A 21302-nucleotide genomic window follows, 5' to 3' on the forward strand; every position below is an offset into this window, starting at 1 on the left:
CGCCCTGGGGGTATCTGGCCATACCACCGGCATACGCCCACACCGACGGTCCGTCGACTTACCCGACCGCCATCACCCAATAACCCTGGTTAGGCGCTCCTTTACTACCTGGAGGTCAGCGCCGCCGTTGAGGAGCCAGGAGGCGTGGGCGTGGCGTAGGTCGCGCATGGTGGGTCTGAAGTTGAGGCCGGCGGCGGCCAGGGCGGGGTACCAGATTCTGCGGCGGAACCAGTCGTTGGGGATGTGGCCGTCGGTCTCGCGGACACGGCGGGGGCGGGGGTTGTCCTTGCCCTTCGCGCGGCGGGCGGCTCGGTAGAGGGCGAAGGCTCCTCGGCAGTAGTCGCAGCGGCAGCGGCCGGCGGTGTACCCGCTGAGAGTGCCGTGGTTGTAGGTGCGGCCCTTCTCGTTCGGTTCCGTGCGGCCGAGTGTCTCTGGGTCTGGGATCTCGGTGATGCGGGCTCGGGGCTTGTCCTGGGGTGGCATCTGGAAGAGGAGGTCGTCCTGGGTCAGGTTGGCGGCCCGGATGTGGTCTTCGAGCTTCTCGATGATCTGGGTGCTGAGCTTGAAGCGGCGGAACTCCTTGTCCTTCGGGTAGTCCTTGACGAGGAAGTGGCGCCCCTCCGGGTGGAACTTCGGGTTCAGCTCGACGACGGTGCGGCTGACCGTGAGGATGCGGGTCCGGAGGTTGACGTCCTTCACGCGCAGCTCGCTGAGTTCGCCCCAGCGGAGGCCGCTCTCGATCTCGGTTTCGGCGAGGAGGCGGAAGGTGCCTTCGGGAGGGCGTTGTAGACGTCGTCGAACTGCTCCGGCGTGATGATCTCTAGGGGCTTGCGGACGACCGGGGGCGTGCGGACGCCGCGGCAGGGGTGGATGAAGGTGACCTGGTCGTCCATCGCCGTGGTGAAGACGGCGCTGAGGACGATCTTGTTGTAGCGGATGTTCACGGGCTTCATGCCCTGGTTCTTGAGGGCCGTGATCCACGCGCGGACGTGCTCGGGGAGGATGTCGATCATCCGCATCGAGCCGAACGTCGGCATGATGTTCCTGTAGATCGCGTACGTGTAGCTCTCACGGGTGGTGGCCTCGACCTGGTGGTTCGGGAGCCAGACCAGCTCGACGTAGTCCTTGAACCGCTGCTTTCCGCGGCCCGGGTCGCCGGTTCGGCCTCTGGAGACCTCTACCTCCGCTCGCTGCCATGCCTTGTCGGCTTCCCTTTTGTTGGAATATGTCCCGGCTGACCGCAGGCGGCCCTTGATGTCGACATAGCAGGCCGTGTAGCGGTACTTTCCGTTGTTGCCTTTGCGCTTCTTCGCGTATCCCACGAGGCGATCTCCCCATGATCATCCGTCCGTGATTTGTCCGTGGACGGTGGCGAACCGGCCATCCTTGTCCGTGAGCGATTGGCACCGGAACCCGCCGTCCACCTGGGATTTTAACGCGAATCGTCTTTACATGCACGACCCCTAAATAGCCATGATTTGGGGTTCGGGACGAAGAGGTCGTGGGTTCAAATCCCGCCACCCCGACAGAACCGCCAGATCGAGGCCGGATCTCCGCTTAGGAGACCGGCCTTGAGATCTTTTTGGCCGCGATTCGTCTGCGATGTCGCCGACTTCATGGACGCGTTGCGGTATGGGATGCCGGCCCGGCGGACGGGTTGTGGCCGCCGGGCCGGGCTGGTCACGGCAGCAGCTCGTGGAGATGCTCGTCGCCTGCCAGGACTTTCCATGCGGGGATCCGCAGCGTGCGTTTGACGGGGCCTTCTTTCGCGCCCATGCCTCCGGAAGGCAAGCCGGTCAGCAGATCGCTCTGCGCGTGGTTCAGACGCAGATGCCGCGCTCGGTCCTGGCCCGGTGCGGGGCCCGGGTCGATGAGGACGGCGACGTTCTCTCCGTCCACCGTGTAGAGCAGATCCGCTCGGTGCCCACCGACCAGTGCGTCGCGCTCCAGGTCCGTGACGCCGCACGCCGACCCTAGATATCGCTGGAGCCGGTCGGCGAGGTCTTGGCGTCGGAAGTCCCGGTGCTGGTCGAGCAGAGGGGTGGCCGGGGACGGTCCCGCCGGTTCGCCGAGCGGGACCGAGCGTTCCGCGAGCAGGGCGGGCAGCCCTTCCTGCCGCCACCAGAAGGCGTGGCAGCCCACCGTGATCAGTTGTGACTTCGCGCGGGTGATGGCGACGTTCCACAGGTTCACCTGGCTCGCCACCCAGCGGGCCGTCCCCGCCGGGGTGTTGTGCGCCGCGACCGGGCTGAGGACCATCACGTCACGCTGGCCCCCTTGGAACGTGTGGACGGTACCGACCCGCACTCGCTCGTGCCGCAGGGTCCGCTCCAGCTCTTCTTTCTGCGCGCGGAAGGGCGTCACCACTCCCACCGTTGCGTTCTCCGGCAGCCGGTCGAGCAGTGACTCCACCGTGACGCGCACGGCGTCGGCCTCGGCGCGGTTCCGCCAGGACCGTTCGCCGGTTCCTCGCATCGACGCGCCCTCTGGAACGTCCACCCAGCCAAGTACGGGAGCGGATTCGGTGGGCCGCGACGGGTTCACCGCGGGGACGTGCCGACGCACATCGGTCAGTACTCTCAACCGGCCCGCGTAGCAGTGGCCGTTCACGACGTCGGCGATCTCCGGGTGGCACCGGTAGTGCTCATCCAGCAGGAACGTCGACTCCACCCGCCGCGCCGCCGCGTGATACGACGAATGCACGTGGAAGGCGAGCCGCCGGTCTTCGAGTTGGGCCGCGCTGAGCCCGGCGCGTTTCCGGACCTGCCGTTCCTGCTGAGGTGATATCCCGATGTGGCCGAGCTGCATCGGATCACCGATGATCAATGCCCGTCGTGCCCGGAAGAGGAGCGGCAGCACCGCGGCGACCGAGCACTGGCTCGCCTCGTCGATCACCACCAGGTCGAACATCTTCGGGGCCAGTTCGAGTCGGCGAACCGAGTGCGTGCTGGTGGCCCAGCCCCTGATCTCGCGCATCAGGTTCTGTTGGGACCGCCGGAAGCCCCGGCGGTCGCGGAGCGCCTGAAGCCGGTCGGTCAGCAGCGTGCGGGCGCGGGCCACCGACTCGGCCGCTGCCGCCTGCGAGAGCTCTTCCGACAGATCCGACAGCCGGGTCTTCGTTTCCAGTCGTGAGAGCCGCAGCCGTTGTTCGTCTCGGCTGAGATGGCGCGGCAGAAGCTCCCGCAGGTTGCGCTCCGCGGACATCGCGTCGGCCAGCTCGGCCAGCCGCGCCGGCGGCACCGGACGTTCCGCGACCCAGGCCGGCCACGCCCCGGCTTCCTGGGAAGCCGTTGCGACCAGCGCGTTCAGTGCTCGCGCGCGGCGCAGCCGGGGGAACCATCTGCGAGCCGCCGCGGCCTTGCGCGCCCGGGTCTCCCAGCGGACGAGCGGGGCCGTCCGGCCGGCCCACGCACGGGTGAGCGACTCCACCGGAAGGTCCAGCGAAGCAGCTCTGGCCTCCCGCTCCTCGAGGAAGTCGCGCAGCCGCTCCTCCTCGGCTACGAACGCTTCGGCCTCGGCCCGTTCCGCGGCCGCCCGTGCATGCACGTCGCGTAGTTCCCCGGACACGGTGGAGGAGGCGCGTCGCGGGCGGGGCACTCCCTGGTGGAGCAGCCGTTCGATCTTTGCGGCCTCCTCTTTCAGCGCCTCCACGTTGCCGGTTCGCAGAAGCAGCCCGGGGGAGATCGCGTCGCACCGCTCGGCGACGACGTCCACCGCCTCGTTGTTGGTGGACGCCACCAGGACGGTCTGCCCGGCCGCCACGCAGGTCGTGACCACGGAGGTCACGACCTCGCTCTTACCCGTCCCGGGCGGTCCCGTCGCCACGGTCAGCGGACGGGTCATCGCGGACGCGACGACCTGCTCCTGGCTCTCGTTGCACGGCCCCGCCGCGACGACCGGCCATCGCGGCTCCGCTTCCTCCGGGGCCGCCGAGTCGCCGGCCAGGAGGGCACCGAGTGCGGTGCCGGGGATCTCGCCGGCGCGGGCGGAGATGGCGAGCAGGTTCTCCTCCAGGCCGACGGTCGCCGACATGGCCTTGCCCGAACGCACCAGCACCATGGCGGCGTTGTGCGCGCCGGGCCGGAGGGTCTTCGCGAACGACTGCCCGCTCAGGGCCGAGGGGACCAACGGCTCCAGCTCGCGCATCCCCAGCGTGTTCAGCAGTTCCCGCACCGCGTGGATCATCTGGTTCTCGTTGCCCTCCTGCCAGGTGGGCTGCCAGCTCGCGATGACGTCGGCGGCTTCCGCGTCGGTCAGGAGTTCCTTGACGACGCCCGCGTGCACCGACGGCACACCTGTCGGGCGAAGTACCGCGCGCCCCGACTCGTCCGGCGTGAGCTCGAGTTGCTGGAGGAGCAGAGGCGCCGCCGACATTTTCCGGCCCGCACCGGACGGCGGAAGGGTCAGCGCCGGGTAGCCGTACCAGTACTCGTACTGCTCTGCGCCCCCTCGGCCTTCTCCGGCGCCTGGTAGGGCGGACGGGACGGGCAGGCTCGACCCGAGCCCCGACTGGATCGTCTCCGCGCCTTCTCCCACCAGGAAGTACTCCCGGTTCCGTCCCTCTACGCGGTCCGGCGTCATTCCTGAGGACGTCTGGGTGCTGAGGCAATCGGCGTAGTAGCGGAGAAGCCGCTGCCACTCTGTGGCGTCCCCGCGCGGCTCCCGCGCGGCCGACTCACGGGCTTTTCGCAACGCAGGCGTGTCTCGGTGAGCTCCCCGGTCGCCGGGCGGCGTGGGCAGGTGCACGGTGCGGGCGACGGAACGGGCGAAGGGGAGGGAGCGGGTGGCCCGGATGATCGACCGGGTCGGACGCTGCTCCTCGGGTACTCCGCTCCGCGTCATCTGGTCGGTCAGGTAGTCGAACAGGTGGTCCGGCGTGACCCAGGCGCCGTTGGTGATCCGCCCGTTGCGCAGGCCTTCCACGATCTCTCCGGTGAACCGGGACGTGCCCAGCGTGGAGCCGGGCGGCGCCATCGCCGACGCGGCCTGCAGTGCGTCGGATGCGGTGATGAAGTAGACGCCCGTCGGGTGCAGCAGGGTGCTGCGTCCCGGATGCTCTCCGGCGCCCGGGGTGCCGCCGCCCTTCGCCGTCCAGCCCTGGACCACGGAACCGCTGGAGCAGCAATCCAGCAGCACCAGCTTGGACGCGGCGCGGCAGGATTGCAGCATCCGTTCCAGGAACTGCGCGGGCACGGCGGTACCAGGGAGATCGTCCGGGTCGGTGTCGCGGGTGAGGAAGTAGAGCTGGTTGTCCTGCTCGCAGAACTCCCCGTGGCCGCTGAAGTAGAGCAGCGCCGTCTCGCTCTGCCGCCGTTCCTCCAGGTAGGTCTCGACGGCGTGCAACATCTCGAGGCGCGTCGGCTCGGCCACCACCTCGCAGTCGTTGTACATCCCGATCTGGGTGTTCTCCAGCACCGCCTGCATGTAGTGCAGATCGGCCCGGACCGCAGGAAGATCGGGATACTTCTCGCTGTCGTAGGCGGATACCCCGATGAGCATTGCGTAACGATCGTTGCTGATCATGCCGCCCCGTCGGTACCGGTGTCGTCGCCGCGGAGGAATCGCTCGACGCGTTCGTCATCGGCCCTCGCCTCGCGGCCGGTGATGCGCAACGTCGCGCCGTCCGGACGGGTCACGACGACGGTCCGCTGCGGCACCCTGGCCAGCCAGATCTGCACCGCGGCGGCGACGAACGACCCGCCGCCGAAGAGCACGCCGACGAGGTCCGCGGACACTCCGCCCTTGCGGGACTCGTCGATGGTCCGATCCCGTAGAACATTCAGTTCAGCGGCGCCGTCGGCCGCCTGGAGATCGTTGAGCAGTTCACGCGCCTCCCGGCGGGCGCGTAGCGGATCGTCGTCGATGATGTCGATCCGGTGGCGGCTCTCACCCTCGTTTGCGGCGTCCATGCCCGCCCTTCGATCACTACGCCTTGACAGAGCCCGACAATGCTAGTTGCTGCGGCATGCGGATGCCGGAGATAGAGAAAGAAAAGCCCATAAGGAATAGCGGACAGCCGCTTTCTCGGGTTTTCGCCGCGCCGGCACGGCATATGGGCTGGACGCCGGTGGCCGGACGGGCGCGCTCCTCGGCGTCCGGGAGGGGTTCCCGGGGGCGCCCGCCGATACTCGGGGCATGCGGGAGAGGTCCAGGGCTGAGGTCCGCTAGATCGCGGGGGCGGTGGCGTTCGAGACCGTCATGCACCACGTGGACGCGTTCGCGCGGACGGCGTACGCCGAGGAGACGATGGCGGCGCGTCGCCCAGCGGGTCGCGCTCGCGGTGGCGGGGGAGCGCGTCGCCCGCGCCGAGGAGATCGTCCGTCCGCGGAGGGACGGCGGACGTCGCGGCGCGCACCGCCGGGAAGGCGGCCGAGTCGGCGTCCGCCGAGACGGTGAAAGCGGGCATTCGCGGCGCTGGAGGAGCTGATGCTCCTCGACGAGCTGGGCAGCGGCCTCCCGGGACTGCTCGCCGAGCTGAACCAGGCGCTGTCCATCCGTTCGTGCGCGTTCGCCGGCGGCATGGTGCGGGCCCGCCCGGACGTCTGGCTGGTCGCGACGGCGGACACGTACGGGGCGGGCGGTATCGAGCCGGTTCGCCTACGGGCGGAAGTGGCGGTACTGGGCCGGGGGGTCTATGCCGTGGATGGTCATTGGGGGGTTGAGGAGGTTCAGGCGGTACACCAGGTCCCGGAAGTCCTCGCTGACGTTCGCGGACGGGCGGGTGCGTCTCTTCGATCCCGGTTCCGGGAGGCGTTCCATGGCCTGCCAGAGCCGGCAGCCTCCGCCGTCCCAGCGGACTTGGGCGAAGGCGAAGCCTGCGCGGGCGGCTGCGGAAACGTGGACGGCGGTGAGGTGTCGCACGTCCACGTCGACGCGCCGCCCGAGGCCGGTGACGGTAAGTCGGCCGTCGGCGGAAAGGGTCACGTTCCGCGAGATGCAGCGATTCACGACGAGGACCGAAGCGGCGCCCAGAAGGGGCAAGATCAGCAATGAGGGAGCGCCCGAACGTAGGGCGAGGAAGTACAGGGGAGTCATGGCGCTTCCCAGTGCGGCCGCGAGAACCGCCGAAATACCCACTGGCAGGTGCGACCGGTAGCGGAGCGCGGCCCTTACCGCGTCGTCACGGTACATCTTCGATCCTGCGTTCGCCGTATCAAGCGGTCACATCAGCGTGTCATTCCGCGCCGCGCTGGACAATCCCCTGGTCTGCGCCTCCATGGGCGGACGGGCGGCCGAGGCGGCGATGTGCACCGGCGTCGTCGCCCCGTGCATCGCGAAGGGCTCGGCCGTGCGTCGGGGCCGCGGCGCGAACCTGTCCGGGGGCGGCGGCACGGGCCCGTTCGCCGACCTGGCGTCGCCTGCGGCCGGTGCGTTTACTCAAACCGCACCGGGCGTGACTTTCCGCTGTGCCGCTTCGGGTAGGGGCGGCGGGAGGCATGTCGCGGAGCGAGAGGAGAGGGGCGTCGTGACCGACGTTTCGAGCAGGGGATCGGAGCCGGGCGACGAGCGAGAGGTGCTGACGAACCGGCAGGGCCATCCGGTGTACGACAACCAGAACCAGCGGACGGTCGGGGCGCGGGGTCCGGCGACGCTGGAGAACTACCAGTTCCTCGAGAAGATCAGCCACTTCGACCGGGAGCGGGTGCCGGAGCGGGTCGTGCACGCGCGGGGCGTGACGGCGTTCGGGTACTTCGAGGCGTACGGCAGGTGGGGCGACGAGCCGATCGCGGACTACACGCGCGCGAAGCTGTTCCAGGAGGCGGGGAAGCGGACGCCGCTGGCGGTGCGGTTCTCGACGGTCATCGGCGGGCGCGACTCGGCGGAGACGGCGCGGGACCCGCGGGGGTTCGCGGTCAAGTTCTACACCGAGGACGGGAACTGGGACCTGGTGGGGAACAACCTGGCGGTGTTCTTCATCCGGGACGCGATCAAGTTCCCGGACGTCATCCACGCGCTGAAGCCCGATCCGGTGACGTTCCGGCAGGAGCCGAACCGGATCTTCGACTTCATGTCGCAGACGCCCGAGTCGATGCACATGCTCGTGAATCTGTTCAGCCCGCGCGGGATCCCGGCCGACTACCGGCACATGCAGGGGTTCGGCGTGAACACGTACAAGTGGGTGAACCAGGCCGGGCAGACGAAGCTGGTCAAGTACCACTGGATGCCGAAGCAGGGCGTCCGGAGCATGACGGAGGCGGACGCCGCCGCCGTGCAGGCGAGCGACCTGGGGCACGCGACGCGGGACCTGCACGAGGCGATCGACCGGGGGGACTTCCCGGAGTGGGAGCTCGTCGTGCAGATGATGGACGACCACGAGCACCCGGAGCTCGATTTCGATCCGCTGGACGACACGAAGGTGTGGCCGGAGAACGAGTTCCCGCCGAAGCCGGTGGGGCGGATGGTGCTGAACGAGAACGTGAAGGACAACTTCGCGGAGAACGAGCAGATCTCGTTCGGGACGGGCGTCCTGGTGGACGGGCTCGATTTCTCGGACGACAAGATGCTGGTGGGGCGCACGTTCTCCTACAGCGACACGCAACGGTTCCGGGTGGGGCCGAACTATCTGCAGCTTCCGGTCAACCAGGCCAGGGGCGCGAAGGTGCGGACCAACCAGCGGGACGGCCAGATGGCCTACTACGTCGACGGCGGCGGCGAGAACCCGCACGTGAACTACGAGCCGTCGATCACCGGGGGGCTGCGGGAGGCGCAGTACCCGACGACGGACGACGAGGGCCCGGAGATCGTCGGCCGGGTGACGCGCAAGCGGATCCCGCGGACGAACGACTACGTGCAGGCGGGGCAGCGGTACCTGCTGATGGAGGGCTGGGAACGCGACGCGCTGGTCGAGACGTTGGTGGGGCAGCTGTCGCGGTGCGAGCGGCCGATCCAGGAGCGGATGGTGTGGCATTTCCTGCTGGCGGAGGACGAGCTGGGCCTGCGGGTCGGCGACGGGCTCGGGATCGGGCCGGACGCCGTCGCGCACCTGGAGCCGCTGCCGGGGCAGACGCTGACGGACGAGGACCGGCGCCGGCTCGCGAACCTCGGCAAGAACGGGCCGCGGGACGTCGGCGGGCTGAAGATGACGCACTGCGTGCCGAACGAGCGGGCCGTCCACCGCTTCGGGGAGGGTTGACGGCGCGGCCCGGCCGCGGCGAGGGTTCCGGCGGCCGCCCCTTCCGCGTCAGGGGCGGCCGTCGGCCGCGTGCGCGATGCGGTGCGCGGTGAGCGCGGCCTCGATGATCTCGGCCTCGCCGGTGAAGGCGCGTTCCATGACGGCGACGAACTCGTCGTTGGGCGGGTAGAGGCGCGCGGCGGCGCCCGCCATCTCGCGGACGAGGATCCGGGCGCCCGTGCGCAGCGCGGACTCCAGTTGCCGGACGTCCTGGCCGGCGCGGGCGGAGCGGGCGCCGAGGCGGCGGAACCAGTCGAGCGCGGCGGTCTTGCCGTGGGCGCCCGCGTAGACGATGAGGGCGTCGCGCAGGGCGCGGGCGACGACCGTGTCGGGCAGGTGCGCGTAGGCGGGGACGCGGGCGGTGATGTCCCCGGCGACCTCGGCGGCGATCTCGTCGAGGCGGTCGATGAGGCGGTTGGTCACGGGTGCCGCGACGGTCTGCATCGGTCACCTCCGCACGGGTCGGTGGTTCGCGGCGGCTGTCCGTACCCGCGAGTAGTGGCATGTTACCGACGCGTAGAACGCCTGTCCCCCCTGATTTCGCCCCGATTCCGAAGATCTGTCGGCGGGGTCAGTGCGGGGCGTCCGCGGCGAGGGCCGGGTTCGCGGAGGCCCCCTCCGTCGCGAGCAGCACCACCGTGCGGTCGTGGCCGTCCGGGAGCGCGTCGCGGCGGCCGGGGGCGAGCGCGGCGCGGACGCCCGCCAGGGACGCGGCGCCGCAGGGCCCGGCGGGGACGCCGAGCGCCGCGAGGTCGCGGGCGGCGCGGGCGGCGGCGCCGTCGGAGACGGACACGGCGGCGTCCACGCCGTCCCGCAGGTGCGGCCAGGCGAGCGCGGACGGCGCCGCGCAGTGCAGCCCGGACATGATGGTCGCGCTGGTCTCGATCGTCGTGGGCCGTCCGGCGGTGAGGCTCGCGAGGACGCAGGGCGCCGCGTCCGGCTCGACGGTCAGGAGCGTGGACGGCGTCCGTCCGGCCCGGTAGTGGGCCACGGCCGCCTGCGCCAGCGAACCCACGCCGACCGGGACGGCGACGAGGCTCGGCGGCTCGACGCCGCGCACGCTCAGTTCGTCGTCGATTTCGGTGAAGAGGGTGGAGTAGCCGTCCACGATCCATTGGGGTACCTGCTCGTGGCCGGGCACGGACGTGTCCTGAACGAGCAGGGTGTCCGGGGCGGACGCGGCGGCGGCGAGCTGGACCGCCTCCTCGTAGGTCCCCGCGACCTCCGTGACCGACGCGCCCTCGCCCTCGATCGCCGCGACGGCCACGGGGTGGACGCCGTGCGGGACGTAGACGCGGGCGCGCGCGCCGAGCAGCCGCGCCATCGCGGCGACCGCCCGTCCGTGGTTGCCCTCCGTGGCCGTCACGAGCCGGACGGGACGTTCGCCGCGGAGGCGCTCGCGCAGCCGTTCGAGCGTCGGCTCGGCGAGCCCGTGGTGCTCGGACACGGCCCGGAAGGCGCCCCACGACGCGCCGAGCATCTTGAACGCGGGCAGGCCGAGCCGGGACGACTCGTCCTTCACGAACAGCCGGCGGACGCCCAGTTCGGCGGCGAGCGGCGGCAGTTCGACCAGCGGGGTGGGCGCGTACCCGGGCAGGGTCCGGTGGAACGCCGCGACGGCGTCGTGCGGGACGGACGGGACGGACGGGCGATCGCGTTCGGCGGCCCGGGGGCGGACGTACCAGGACGTGCGGGTCATCGTGGTCATGAGGTCAGGCTTCCGCAGCGCACTCCGATCGGTCCAGCGCATGTTTCCGAGCGATAATCATCAGGGGAACCGAACGATCGAGGGTGGGCGATGCTGGATCTGCACCGGCTGCGGCTGCTGCGCGAGCTGAAGCATCGCGGGACGCTCGCCGCCGTCGCCGCGGCCCTGTCGTACAGCCCGTCGTCGATCTCCCAGCAGTTGTCGGTGCTGGAGCGGGAGGCGGGGGTGCCGCTGCTCGAACCGGTCGGGCGGCGGGTGCGGCTGACCCCGCAGGCCGAGATCCTCGTCGCGCACACCGAGGCGGTGCTGGAGCGGCTCGAACGCGCGGAGGCCGACCTCGCGGCGTCGCTGGCGGGACTCACCGGGACGCTGCGCGTCGCGGCGTTCCAGACGGCCGCGCTGGCGCTCGTCCCGGACGCGCTCAGCCGGCTCGGCGCGGCCCATCCGGGGCTGCGCGTCGAGGTCACGCAGTGCGAGCCGGAGAGCGCCCTGCCCGCGCTGCTCGCCCGCGACTTCGACGTGGCCGTCACCGAGGAGTACCCGGACGAGCCGATGCCGCGCCCGGACGGGATCGAGTACGCGGAGCTGGGGCGGGACGAGATGCGGCTGGCCCTGCCCGGCGAGACCGCCGCCGGGGAGGGCGCCCTGGCGGCGGCGGCCGGCCTTCCCTGGGTGATGGAGCCCGCGGGGACGGCGTCGCGGCGCTGGGCGACCCGGCTGTGCCGGGACGCCGGGTTCGAGCCCGACGTCCGCTACGAGTCGACCGACCTGCTGCTGCACCTGCGGCTCGTCGAGCGCGGCCACGCCGCCGCCCTGCTCCCCGACCTGGTGTGGACGGGCGGCGGCGCGGCCGTCCCGGTCGTGCGGCTGCCGCGCGGGCGGCGCGTCCGGCGCCTGTTCGCCGCGACGCGCAGGGGGAGCGGCGGGCACCCGGCCGTCCGCGCGTGGTGCGAGGCGCTCGCCCTCCCGCTGCGGGAACGTCCTTCGCGGGAACGCGCCCAATAGACCCTCAAAGGATTTGCAGACGGCGGCTAAGCTCGGTTGCACAACATCCGTTTTTCACCACGGAACATCAAGTCCCTCACTCGCCGAGGCGACCTCCCGGCCCCCTGACGAGACCGGCGACACGCCAGGACTCCCCGGGCCCTCCCGATCACCCCGATCCCCGTCCACGGGGCGCATGCGGGCGAGCCGCATCCTTATTTGGGGGTTTTCCCGGATGGCGATGAGTCCGCCGACCGGGCAGAGTCGACATCGGCGGTAGAGGGACGCGGACCGGAGACGGGACCGGCCGCAGGAAGAAGGCAACGATGTCCGATACGTCGATCCTCACCTCGATGAACACCATAGAACTCGCCCGGCTCCTGTACGGCTCCGCGCTGCAGGAGTCCGATCGGCCGTCCGCCGCGCAGGTGCGCGCGGCCGTCGACGCGCGCCTCGGCGCCTGCGGCGGCGACCGGGCCGGCTGCCTCGCGGAGATCGCGCAGGAGGCCGGCGATCACCCGGACGTCTACCTCGCCCGGATGCGCTGGGCCATCGCCGCGGTGACCCGCGCCTACGGGCGTTCCCCGGCGCCCCGCGAGCCGTCCCCGGCGTGAACCGGCCGCGACGGGAGAGGAGAGGGACATGAAGCCGACGCGCTCGCCGTTCGCCGACCGCCGTGAGGACGTCCTCCCGCGCGGCCTCCGCGACCTGCTCGCCACCGAGCCCGACGGGCCCCGGCGCGGCGGGAACGAACGCCGCAGGCGGCGGCGGCAACGCCGGGTCATGACCGTCCGCCGCGCCCCCTGACGGCGTCGGGGCGCCCGCCCGCCGGGCTCGGCGGGCGGGTTCAGTGGCGCTTCTTCTTCTTGCCCTTCGAGCCGCCGTCCGACTCCCACTCGTAGCCGGGCTCGTTGTTCTCGCAGTGGCTGTCGTTCACCCGCCGGTCGGTCGCGTCGTGCTCGCACCACCGGTCCCCGCCGCCTCCGCACGCCGTCAGGCCGAACGCCGCGACCACCACGGTCATCGTCAGGGCGACTCTTCTGCTCATCATCCTTGCCTTTCGCGAACTCGAGCCCTCCGGGACGGCGGGCGCGACACTCAGACGTGCCCGGAACGGCGGGCGTTCCGGCGCGCGGGCGGGTCCCGGTCCCGCCGCGAACTATGCTGACGCCGTGAGCGATGAGGCCGTGACGGAACCGGACGGACGGGAGTACCGGATCGGGGAGCTCGCGGAGGCCGCGGGCGTCCCGGTCCGGACGCTGCGCTACTACCAGGAGCGCAGGCTGCTGCCGCCGCCGCGCCGGAAGGGCCGCATCGGGCTGTACTCGGAGGAGCATCTCGCGCGCCTGCGCATGATCGCCAATCTGCTGGAGCGCGGCCACACCCTGGAGGGCATCCGGGAGCTGCTCGCGGCGTGGGAGCAGGGCCGCGACATCGGCGCCGTGCTCGGCGTGGAGAAGGCGGTCACGACGCCGTGGTCCACCGAGGTGCCGGTGACCATGTCGATGGACGAGCTGGCCGCGCTGTTCCCCGGCGAGGTCGGGCCCGCGTCGGTGGAACGGGCGCTGGAGCTCGGGATCATCGAGATCGACGGCGACCGCGTGACGCACTGGAGCCGCCGCCAGCTCGACGCGACGGTGACGCTCGTCCGGGCCGGGGTGCCGCTGGACGCGGTGCTGTCGGCCGGGCGGGAGCTGCAGGAGAGCATGGACGGACTCGCCGCCATGTTCGTCGACCTCATCGCGACGCACGTCGTCGGCCGGCTGGAGGAGCAGGACCTCGGCGAGCTGACCGACACGCTGGCGCGGCTGCGGCCGGGCGCGCAGGTCACCGTCGAGGCGGGCTTCGCGGCGGCGATGGACCGGCAGGTGCGGGCGGCGATCGACCGGCTCCTCGGCCCCCTCGCCACCTGATCGCTTCCGGGGACGCGCGCGGGCGCGTCCGTCCGGCGCGGGCGGCCATACTGGGGTGCATGGTCGACGAAGAGCGCTGGAAGGCGCGGTTCCGCGCCGCCCGGATCAGCCTGCCCCGATGGGCGCGTGACGCGCCCGACCGCAGCGTCTACCGGTCGAACGTGACCGGCACGTGGGAGATCTACACGTGGGACCGGGCGACCGGCGCGCGGCGGCAGGTGACCGACCGGCCGAACGGGACGTGGATGGGCGGCGTCGACCCGTCCGGTACGTGGGTGTGGTGGTTCGCCGACACCGACGGCGACGAGTTCGGCGTGTGGAGGCGCGTCGCGTTCGACGCCGGGGAGGGCGCGGAGAGCGTCCCGGCCGTCCCGGGGCTGGAGCCCGCGTACCCGTCCGGCCTGAGCCTGGGCGCGAGCGGCCTCGCGGTCGTCGGCCGCACGACGGAGGCGGGCAACACGATCCACCTGTGCCGTCCGGGCGCGGAGCCCGAGGTGCTGTACCACCACGCGGAGGACGCGCACGTCGCGGCGCTGTCGCGGGACGAGACGCTGATCGCGATCGGGCACAGCGAGCACGGCGACAGCCGGCACATGGCGCTGCGCGTCGTCCGCCCGGACGGGTCGGCGGTCGCGGACCTGTGGGACGGGCCCGGCAAGGGCGTCTACGGCGCCGGGTTCGCGCCGGTCGCGGGCGACGCGCGGCTGCTGGTGAACCACGAGCGGCGGGGCCGCGACGAGATGCTGATCTGGGACCCGGTCGCGGGCACCGAGCGCGAGATCGTCCTCGACCTGCCGGGCGAGATCGGCGCGGACTGGTACCCGGACGGGTCGGCGCTGCTGGTGTCGCACTCGCACGAGGCCCGCGACGAGCTGTACCGCTACGACCTCGGGACGGACGAGCTGACCCGGATCGACACGCCGCGCGGCGTGATCGGCGGCGCGGACGTCCGGCCGGACGGGACGGTCGAGTTCTCGTGGTCGTCGGCCGCGGAGCCGCCGGTGATCCGGTCGACGTCCGGGGCGGTCGTGCTGACGCCGCCGGGACCGGCCGCGCCGCCGTCGGTGCCGGTCGAGGACGCGTGGGTGGACGGCCCGGGCGGCCGCATCCACGCGCTGGTCAGCAGGCCGGACGACGGTTCGGCGGCCCCGTACCCGACGGTGTTCGACGTCCACGGCGGCCCGACCGCGCAGGACGACGACTCGTTCGTCCCGTCCGCCGCGGCCTGGATCGACCACGGGTTCGCGGTCGTCCGCGTCAACTACCGGGGCTCGACCGGCTACGGGTCGCGGTGGCGGGACGCGATCGAGGGGCGGGTCGGGCTCACCGAGCTCGAGGACATCAAGGCCGTCCGCGACTGGGCGGTGTCGTCCGGCCTCGCCGACCCGGAACGGCTCGTCCTGACCGGCGGGTCGTGGGGCGGGTTCCTGACGCTGCTGGGCATCGGCACGCAGCCGGACGACTGGAGCGTCGGCGTCGCGGGCGTCCCGGTCGCCGACTACGTCGCGGCGTACGAGGACGAGATGGAGGGCCTGCAGGCGTTCGACCGGTCGCTGTTCGGCGGGTCGCCCGCGGAGGTCCCGGACCGGTACCGCGAGTCGTCCCCGATCACGTACGTGGAGCGGGTGAGGGCGCCGGTGCTGATCCTCGCCGGGGAGAACGACCCGCGCTGCCCGATCCGGCAGATCGACAACTACCTCGCGCGGCTGGCCGAGCTGGGGCTGCCGCACGAGGTGTACCGGTACGACGCCGGGCACGGCTCGCTGGTCGTCGAGGAACGCATCACCCAGATGGCGGCCGAAATCGACTTCGCCCGGAAGCATCTCGGTATGTCGTGATCTGTCGCGGGGACGTGCGGATCATCCGCACGTCCCCGCGTTTACAAGATCAGATGGTGGGGCATCCCTCCGTCGGCCGCTAGTGAGCAACGGCCGGTCATCGCCCGCATACCCGGCGTGACCGGCGGCCCCCCGGCGCCACCGCCCCATGCGGCGGCGCAGCGCTCCACATCGCTGATCGGGGGGATCACATGACTCGGCTGCCGCACGACCCGCACCCGCATGCCCGCGTGCCGGACCCGTCCGGGGCGTTCCGCGCCGCGGACCGGCGAAAACCCGGGCGTCTCGACCCGCGGCGGCCCGTGCCGCGCCTGCTCGCCCTGGGCGCGGGCGCCCTGCTCGCCGCCACGGCCGTCATCGTGACGACGTCCGCGACCGCGACCGCCGCCCCGGCCGCCCCGGCGGCGCGGGCGATTCCGGACGGGCCTCCGGTGCCGTCCGACGACCCGCCGCTGCCCATGGGCCGCCCGCACGAGCCCGTCTTCCCCGGCACGGACCCCGGCTCCGGCCCGGAAGCACCGCACACGCTCGAGCCCGCCCCGGGGTCGCCCCCCGGTTCCCTCGCGGCCCCGGCGGGCCAGGGCTCGACCGTCGAGGCCCTGCAGCCGTCCGCGAAGGACGCCCCGGAGGCGAAGGACGACCGCCCCGTGCGGCCCGCGGAGCCCGCGGGGGCCTCCGCGCCGGCGGCGAACGGGGCGCCGCCCGTCCGGGAACCGGCCGCCGGACCCGGGAAGCCGGACCTGCCGCCGCTGCCGAAGGCGATGCGCCTCGAGCACGACTTCGTCACGGACGTCCTGCGCGCGCGGGACATCGAATGGCGCTCCACGGGGAACTGCTCCGACCGCGAGAAGCCGACCTGCACGTCCTTCACCGGGCTCCGCTGGACGACCCTCGAGGGACTGCTGCGCTTCGCGGCGAAGAGCGGCTGCAAGATCGTCGTCACCGGCGGCACCGAACGCGGCCACGCCCCCGGCCGGCACAGCCACTACAACGGCTACAAGATCGACATCGCGCCGAACAAGTGCGTCGACCGGGAGATCGAGGGCTACGACCGCGAAGGCGTCCGCGGCGACGGGGCGAAGCTGTACCGGTCACCCGAAGGCGGACTCTACGCCCGCGAAAGCGACCACTGGGACATCACCTACACGTGACGGTCACGCCCGAACATCCCGGATGATGTCCACGAGCTCCCGGGTGACCGACTTGAACCCCGGAATCCGGGACATCGCGACCATCCGGTTCACCAGCGGCACGGTCCGCTCGACGAGCAGGTACGTCTTGCGGCAGCCCGGCGAGCTGTCGTGCACCCAGTAGAGGACGATGCCCATCGAGTACAGCCACAGCAGTTCGGGCAGTTCCTTCCGGAACTCCTTGTCGACCTTCAGGTCGGAGCCCTCGACGACCTCGCGGTAGATCGCGACCGCCGAGTCCCGCGCCGGCCCGGACTCCGCGCTGAACGGATTCAGCGGGCTCGTCGGCTCCGCCGCGAACTTGAAGAACTTCCCGGCGAACTGGTGGTACGGCACCATCGTGTCGACGCGGGCCCTCAGCACGCCCAGCAGCCGCGCCGCGAACTCCGTCTCCGCCTCCAGCACGGCCCGGCACGCGGCGACGTGCTCGTCCTGCAGCTCGTCGTAGTACGCCTGGATCAGCTCCTCCTTGGAGCCGAAGTAGTAGTAGGCGTTCCCGACCGAGACGCCCGCCTCCTTGGCGATCGCGCGCATCGTCGTCGCCTCGTACCCGCGCTCCCGGAAGAGCCGCAGCGCCGTCTGCACGATCAGGGCGCGGGTCTGCTCGGACTTCACCGCCTTCGTCTCGGTCACGCCTGCCACCCTACGGCCCGCGACGCCGCGCGGTCAGGCGCCGACCGTCCGGACGCGCCGCACCGCCGCGCGTCGCGCGGGTCAGGCGCCGAGATCGGCGGCGATCAACTCGCCGATCTGCACGGTGTTCAGCGCCGACCCGACCCGCAGGTTGTCGCCGCTGACGAACAGGTCGAGGGCGCGCGGATCGTCCGGGGACACCCGCACGCGCCCCGCCCACACGGGGTCGGTGCCGACGGCGTCCGCCGGGGTCGGGAACTCCGGATCGTCGCACAGCACCACACCGGGCGAACGGGCCAGCACGTCCTGCGCCTCCCGCCGGTCGACCGGCTCGTCGAACACGGCGTGGATCGCCGCCGAATGCCCCGTGACGACCGGCACCCGCACGCACGTCGCCGACACCTTCAGGTCCGGCAGCCCCAGCACCTTCCGCGTCTCCAGCCGGACGCCCAGCTCCCCCGTCGTCCAGCCGCCGTCCGCCGCCGCGCCCGCCCACGGGACGACGTTCATCGCCAGCGGCGCCCGGAACGGCCCCGTGTCCCCCACGACGCCCCGCACGTCCCCCGCCCGGCTGCCGAGCCCGCGATCGCCCCCGACCTTCTCGAGCTGCGCGTGCAGGACGTCCGCGCCGTCCCGTCCCTCGCCGGACGCCGCCTCGTACGACGCGACCACGACCTCCCGCAGCCCGTACGCGCGGTGCAGGGCCGCCAGCGCCACCACGACCGCCATCGTCGCGCCGCCCGGCCCCGCGACGACCCCCCGCGGCCGCTCCCGCACCGCCTCCGGGTTCACCTCGGGCACCACCAGCGGCACGTCGCGCCGCATCCGGAACACCCCGGACCCGTCCACGACCGCCGCACCGCGCGCCGCCGCGACCGGCGCCCACTCGGCGGCCACCGCCCCCGGCACGGCGAACATCACGACGTCCGCACCGTCGAACACCTCGGGCGTCAACGCCTCGACCGCGACGTCCGCCCCCCGCACCGCGAGCGTCCGTCCCGCGGACCGCGGCGACGCGACCAGCCGCACGTCCCCGTACACGTCCCGCCGGGTCGACAGCAGCTCGAGGATCACCGACCCGACCGCGCCCGTGGCGCCGACGACCGCCAGGGCGGGCGCCCACCTGGAGGCCATGCCCGACACACCCTTCGCCGTTGAAGTCCGTCCATTCTGACAACTACCGCCCCCGGCCTTCGGTTCCCACCCGGGATCCCAAGGCCGGTGCGCGAACGGCTACGGCCGCCGCCCGTCCGCGGTCAGCGGCACCTCCCGGACCGTCTGGCCCCCGCCGACCTCGATCCAGAAGTGGAAGAACGCGATCGCCGGCCGCGCACCCGAATCGGCGACCATGCAGATAGGGCCGGGCGAGACCGTCGTACGTCCCGCCGGGATCTCCATGGCCTTGTGCCGGATGAAGCACCCCTCACCATCGAGCGCGCGGCGCGCGACGGTGCCGCCCGTGGCGTCGCGCAACTCCACAAAGCTGAGGTACAGCGGCGCGGACGCCTCCTCCCGGCTGAACCTCCATCGCAGCCGGTACCCGGCCCGCCCCCTGGGGTCGGTCCACCGCTCGAACCCGGTGACGTACAGGACGTCGCCCGGCCTGCCGGCGCACGGCCGCGGCGAGCACGGCTTCGGCACCTCCCTGCAGATCACGCCCTTCGCGCCGTCGTCCGCCGTAGGGAGCGGCGGGCACGACAGCGTGTATCCGGGCCGAGCCGACGGCATCCGGGGCGGGGCCGATGCGTCGCGCGGCGCCGGTGCATCGCCCGTGTCCGGCGCGGGCGCCGACCCGCATCCGGCGGCCAGCCACAGCGGCGCCGCGGCGAGCAGGGCGAAGCCCTTCCTGCCTGCGGACACGCGAGCGCTCCCGGGAGATCGGAGACGGCGGCCCGGCGGCACGCACGGGCGCCGAGCCGGCGGTACGCACGGGCGCCGGCCCGGCCGGACGCCGCCGTCCACGGACGTCCGCCCGAGCGGTGCCGGGCCATGATCGTGCGAGCGTAGTCGATCCCGGCCGGGGCGGTCCGGCGATCGGGCCGAAGCCGCGGGGCCGCATCCGGTCGGCCGGCCACGGCCCCGGACCGCGGTCAGCCGGCGGCGGCGACCTCTTCGGCGACGTTCAGGCGGACGTTCGCGACGACGGCGTGCAGGGCGCGGAGCGCGGCGCCCGCGTGGTTGCCCCAGTGGTTGAAGTACGAGTACTGCCACCACCACAGCGCCTCGAGGGGACGGTCCCGCTGGTAGTGGCGCAGGCCGTGGACGAGGTCGCTGGCGACGTCCACGAGGTCGTCGGACAGCCGGTACGCGGTCGGCTCGGTGTCCTTGTACGGGTCGAACACCTCGACGTACTCGTCGACGGCGACGAGGCGTTCGGCGAGGCCCGTCCGGACGGCGTCGAGATCGGGGTCGTCCCCCATCTCGGGCTCCCAGTTGTCGGGCAGGATCACGTCGGCGCTGGCGCCGAGCTGCGCGCCCGCCAGGATGATCTGCGACACCTCCAGCAGGAGCAGCGACACCGTCTGGGTGCCGCCGTCACCGCGCGCGACGGCCTCCAGGCCGCCCAGGTAGTTCTCCACGTGCTTGGCGACCCGTTCGGCGAGCGCCGTCCACTCCTGCGGGCTGTTGGCGTCAGACATCGAGCAGCCTCCGTCCTTCGAATGCGCGGCCCAGCGTCACCTCGTCGGCGTATTCGAGATCGCCCCCCACCGGCAGGCCGCTGGCCAGTCGGGTGACTTTCAGGCCCATGGACTTGACGAGCCGCGCGAGGTAGGTCGCGGTCGCCTCGCCCTCCAGGTTCGGGTCGGTGGCGAGGATCAGCTCGGTGACGGTGCCGTCCGCGAGCCGCTGCATCAGCTCGCGGATCCGCAGGTCGTCCGGACCCACGCCCTCGATCGGGCTGATCGCGCCGCCGAGCACGTGGTAGCGGCCGCGGAACTCCCGGGTCTTCTCGATCGCGACGACGTCCTTGGACTCCTCGACCACGCAGATGACGTGAGGGTCCCGCCGCGCGTCACGGCAGATCCGGCATTCCTCTTCCTCCGCGACGTTCCCGCAGGTCTTGCAGAAGCGGACCTTGTCCTTGACCTCCTTGAGCGCCTTGCCGAGGCGCTCCACGTCGGCCGGGTCGGCGGCCAGGAGGTGAAAGGCGATCCGCTGCGCGCTCTTGGGGCCGACGCCGGGCAGCCTGCCCAGTTCGTCGATGAGGTTCTGAACGACCCCTTCGTACAACGGACCTTTCCTTCCGCTCGGGTTCTGGTGGACGCGCCGTTACGGCGTCAGGGCCGCGGGTCGCCGCCGGTGCCGCCGCCGAGGCCGGGGAAGCCGCCGGGCAGGCCGCCGCCGCCCTCGCCGCCGCCCTCGCCGCCGCCGAGACCGGGCATGCCGGGCAGGCCGCCACCGCCGCCGAGGCCCTGCGCGAGCGGGCCCATCTTCTCCTGCTGCAGCTCGCGGGCCTCCCGACCGGCGTCGCGGATCGCGGCGAGCACCAGGTCGGCGATCGTCTCCGCGGTGTCGGCCGGGTCGTCGGGGTCGACGGCCTTCGGGTCGATCGTCAGGCCGGTGATCTCCCCGGCGCCGTTGACGGTCGCGGTGACCAGGCCGCCGCCCGCGGTGCCCTTGACCTCGGCCTCCGACAGCTCGCGCTGCGCGGTGAAGAGCTGTTCCTGCATGGCCTGCGCCTGCTGGAGCAGTTCCTGGATGTTCAACTGACCACCGGGTTCCACGGTGCACTCCTTCTTCCGGCCCTTGGTGAGGGCCTTCTCTCTGGTGACCCGCCGACCACCGGACGTCCGTCCCCCGAGACTACGGGGTGACGGCGCGCGGCGGTAAGTGCGGACGCCGGTGTGCCGACTCCGTTCGGTC

20 protein-coding genes and 1 pseudogene are annotated in these 21302 nt (G+C 72.2%); 8 read left to right on the plus strand and 13 right to left on the minus strand.

The window, feature by feature from the left end:
- Positions 1-72: 72 nt before the first annotated feature.
- The 4 genes from ACFQ11_RS02930 to ACFQ11_RS02945 form a co-directional block, all read right to left on the minus strand.
- Positions 73-699: a hypothetical protein gene (locus ACFQ11_RS02930; protein WP_378296179.1), complete on the minus strand. Its 627-nt coding sequence runs from the start codon at positions 697-699 to the stop codon at positions 73-75.
- The gene (locus ACFQ11_RS02935; protein ID WP_378296180.1) at positions 696-1322 is read right to left on the minus strand and encodes a tyrosine-type recombinase/integrase; all 627 of its coding nucleotides are present in this window, start codon (positions 1320-1322) and stop codon (positions 696-698) included. Before ACFQ11_RS02935 ends, ACFQ11_RS02930 begins: the two co-directional genes overlap by 4 nt.
- A 358-nt stretch (positions 1323-1680) precedes the next feature.
- Entirely contained in the window at positions 1681-5499 is a 3819-nt protein-coding gene (locus ACFQ11_RS02940) for a caspase, EACC1-associated type (protein WP_378296182.1), read from the minus strand.
- Positions 5500-5519: 20 nt separating this feature from the next.
- The gene (locus ACFQ11_RS02945; protein ID WP_378296184.1) at positions 5520-5909 is read right to left on the minus strand and encodes an effector-associated constant component EACC1; all 390 of its coding nucleotides are present in this window, start codon (positions 5907-5909) and stop codon (positions 5520-5522) included.
- Between the two features lie 517 nt (positions 5910-6426).
- Between ACFQ11_RS02945 and ACFQ11_RS02950 the strand changes: the two genes are divergently transcribed.
- Both ACFQ11_RS02950 and ACFQ11_RS02955 read left to right on the plus strand, forming a co-directional pair.
- Positions 6427-6993 (plus strand): hypothetical protein, encoded by a 567-nt coding sequence (locus ACFQ11_RS02950; RefSeq protein ID WP_378296185.1) that lies wholly within the window; start codon positions 6427-6429, stop codon positions 6991-6993.
- 472 nt (positions 6994-7465) lie between these two features.
- Entirely contained in the window at positions 7466-9133 is a 1668-nt protein-coding gene (locus ACFQ11_RS02955; protein WP_378296186.1) for a catalase, read from the plus strand.
- 48 nt (positions 9134-9181) lie between these two features.
- Here ACFQ11_RS02955 and ACFQ11_RS02960 read toward each other — a convergent pair whose 3' ends face one another.
- Both ACFQ11_RS02960 and ACFQ11_RS02965 read right to left on the minus strand, forming a co-directional pair.
- Positions 9182-9616 (minus strand): hypothetical protein, encoded by a 435-nt coding sequence (locus ACFQ11_RS02960; protein ID WP_378296187.1) that lies wholly within the window; start codon positions 9614-9616, stop codon positions 9182-9184.
- A gap of 127 nt (positions 9617-9743) precedes the next feature.
- Complete coding sequence (locus tag ACFQ11_RS02965) at positions 9744-10880, minus strand: pyridoxal-phosphate dependent enzyme (RefSeq protein ID WP_378296188.1); 1137 nt, start codon at positions 10878-10880, stop codon at positions 9744-9746.
- Between the two features lie 90 nt (positions 10881-10970).
- Between ACFQ11_RS02965 and ACFQ11_RS02970 the strand changes: the two genes are divergently transcribed.
- The 3 genes from ACFQ11_RS02970 (at position 10971) to ACFQ11_RS02980 (ending at position 12671) form a co-directional block, all read left to right on the plus strand.
- Positions 10971-11885 carry a LysR family transcriptional regulator gene (locus ACFQ11_RS02970; protein WP_378296189.1) on the plus strand — a complete coding sequence of 305 codons (915 nt, stop codon included), beginning with the start codon at positions 10971-10973 and terminating at the stop codon, positions 11883-11885.
- Positions 11886-12190: 305 nt separating this feature from the next.
- Positions 12191-12478 (plus strand): hypothetical protein, encoded by a 288-nt coding sequence (locus tag ACFQ11_RS02975; protein WP_378296191.1) that lies wholly within the window; start codon positions 12191-12193, stop codon positions 12476-12478.
- A 28-nt stretch (positions 12479-12506) separates the two neighbouring features.
- Entirely contained in the window at positions 12507-12671 is a 165-nt protein-coding gene (locus ACFQ11_RS02980; protein ID WP_378296192.1) for a hypothetical protein, read from the plus strand.
- A 40-nt stretch (positions 12672-12711) separates the two neighbouring features.
- Here the strand turns inward: ACFQ11_RS02980 and ACFQ11_RS02985 are convergent, their stop codons facing one another.
- A complete protein-coding gene (locus ACFQ11_RS02985) occupies positions 12712-12912 on the minus strand; it encodes a hypothetical protein (RefSeq protein WP_378296193.1) in 201 nt (66 codons plus the stop codon).
- A 124-nt stretch (positions 12913-13036) separates the two neighbouring features.
- On the opposite strand from ACFQ11_RS02985, the gene ACFQ11_RS02990 reads away from it, so the two are divergent.
- The 3 genes from ACFQ11_RS02990 (at position 13037) to ACFQ11_RS03000 (ending at position 16766) form a co-directional block, all read left to right on the plus strand.
- Positions 13037-13777, plus strand: a complete 741-nt coding sequence (locus tag ACFQ11_RS02990; RefSeq protein WP_378296194.1) for a MerR family transcriptional regulator — start codon at positions 13037-13039, stop codon at positions 13775-13777.
- Between the two features lie 59 nt (positions 13778-13836).
- Positions 13837-15615, plus strand: a complete 1779-nt coding sequence (locus tag ACFQ11_RS02995) for a S9 family peptidase (RefSeq protein WP_378296195.1) — start codon at positions 13837-13839, stop codon at positions 15613-15615.
- 191 nt (positions 15616-15806) lie between these two features.
- Entirely contained in the window at positions 15807-16766 is a 960-nt protein-coding gene (locus ACFQ11_RS03000; RefSeq protein WP_378296196.1) for a hypothetical protein, read from the plus strand.
- A 3-nt stretch (positions 16767-16769) separates the two neighbouring features.
- On the opposite strand, the gene ACFQ11_RS03005 is transcribed toward ACFQ11_RS03000, so the two are convergent.
- From ACFQ11_RS03005 to ACFQ11_RS03030, 6 genes and pseudogenes are all read right to left on the minus strand, one after another.
- The gene (locus ACFQ11_RS03005; protein ID WP_378296197.1) at positions 16770-17438 is read right to left on the minus strand and encodes a TetR/AcrR family transcriptional regulator; all 669 of its coding nucleotides are present in this window, start codon (positions 17436-17438) and stop codon (positions 16770-16772) included.
- A gap of 81 nt (positions 17439-17519) precedes the next feature.
- Positions 17520-18572, minus strand: coding sequence for an aspartate-semialdehyde dehydrogenase (locus ACFQ11_RS03010; RefSeq protein WP_378296198.1), 1053 nt, complete (start codon positions 18570-18572; stop codon positions 17520-17522).
- Positions 18573-18671: 99 nt separating this feature from the next.
- Positions 18672-19298 carry a hypothetical protein gene (locus ACFQ11_RS03015; RefSeq protein ID WP_378296199.1) on the minus strand — a complete coding sequence of 209 codons (627 nt, stop codon included), beginning with the start codon at positions 19296-19298 and terminating at the stop codon, positions 18672-18674.
- Positions 19299-19528: 230 nt separating this feature from the next.
- Complete coding sequence (locus tag ACFQ11_RS03020) at positions 19529-20077, minus strand: DUF5063 domain-containing protein (RefSeq protein WP_378296200.1); 549 nt, start codon at positions 20075-20077, stop codon at positions 19529-19531.
- A complete protein-coding gene (gene recR, locus ACFQ11_RS03025; RefSeq protein ID WP_378296202.1) occupies positions 20070-20669 on the minus strand; it encodes a recombination mediator RecR in 600 nt (199 codons plus the stop codon). Before recR ends, ACFQ11_RS03020 begins: the two co-directional genes overlap by 8 nt.
- Before the next feature lie 140 nt (positions 20670-20809).
- Positions 20810-21163 (minus strand): annotated as a pseudogene (locus ACFQ11_RS03030) (YbaB/EbfC family nucleoid-associated protein); the annotation flags it as partial.
- Positions 21164-21302: the final 139 nt, after the last annotated feature.

Origin of the sequence: Actinomadura sediminis, from assembly GCF_042675525.1 — a bacterium.
In the GTDB taxonomy this organism is placed as follows: Bacteria; Actinomycetota; Actinomycetes; order Streptosporangiales; family Streptosporangiaceae; genus Spirillospora; species Spirillospora sediminis.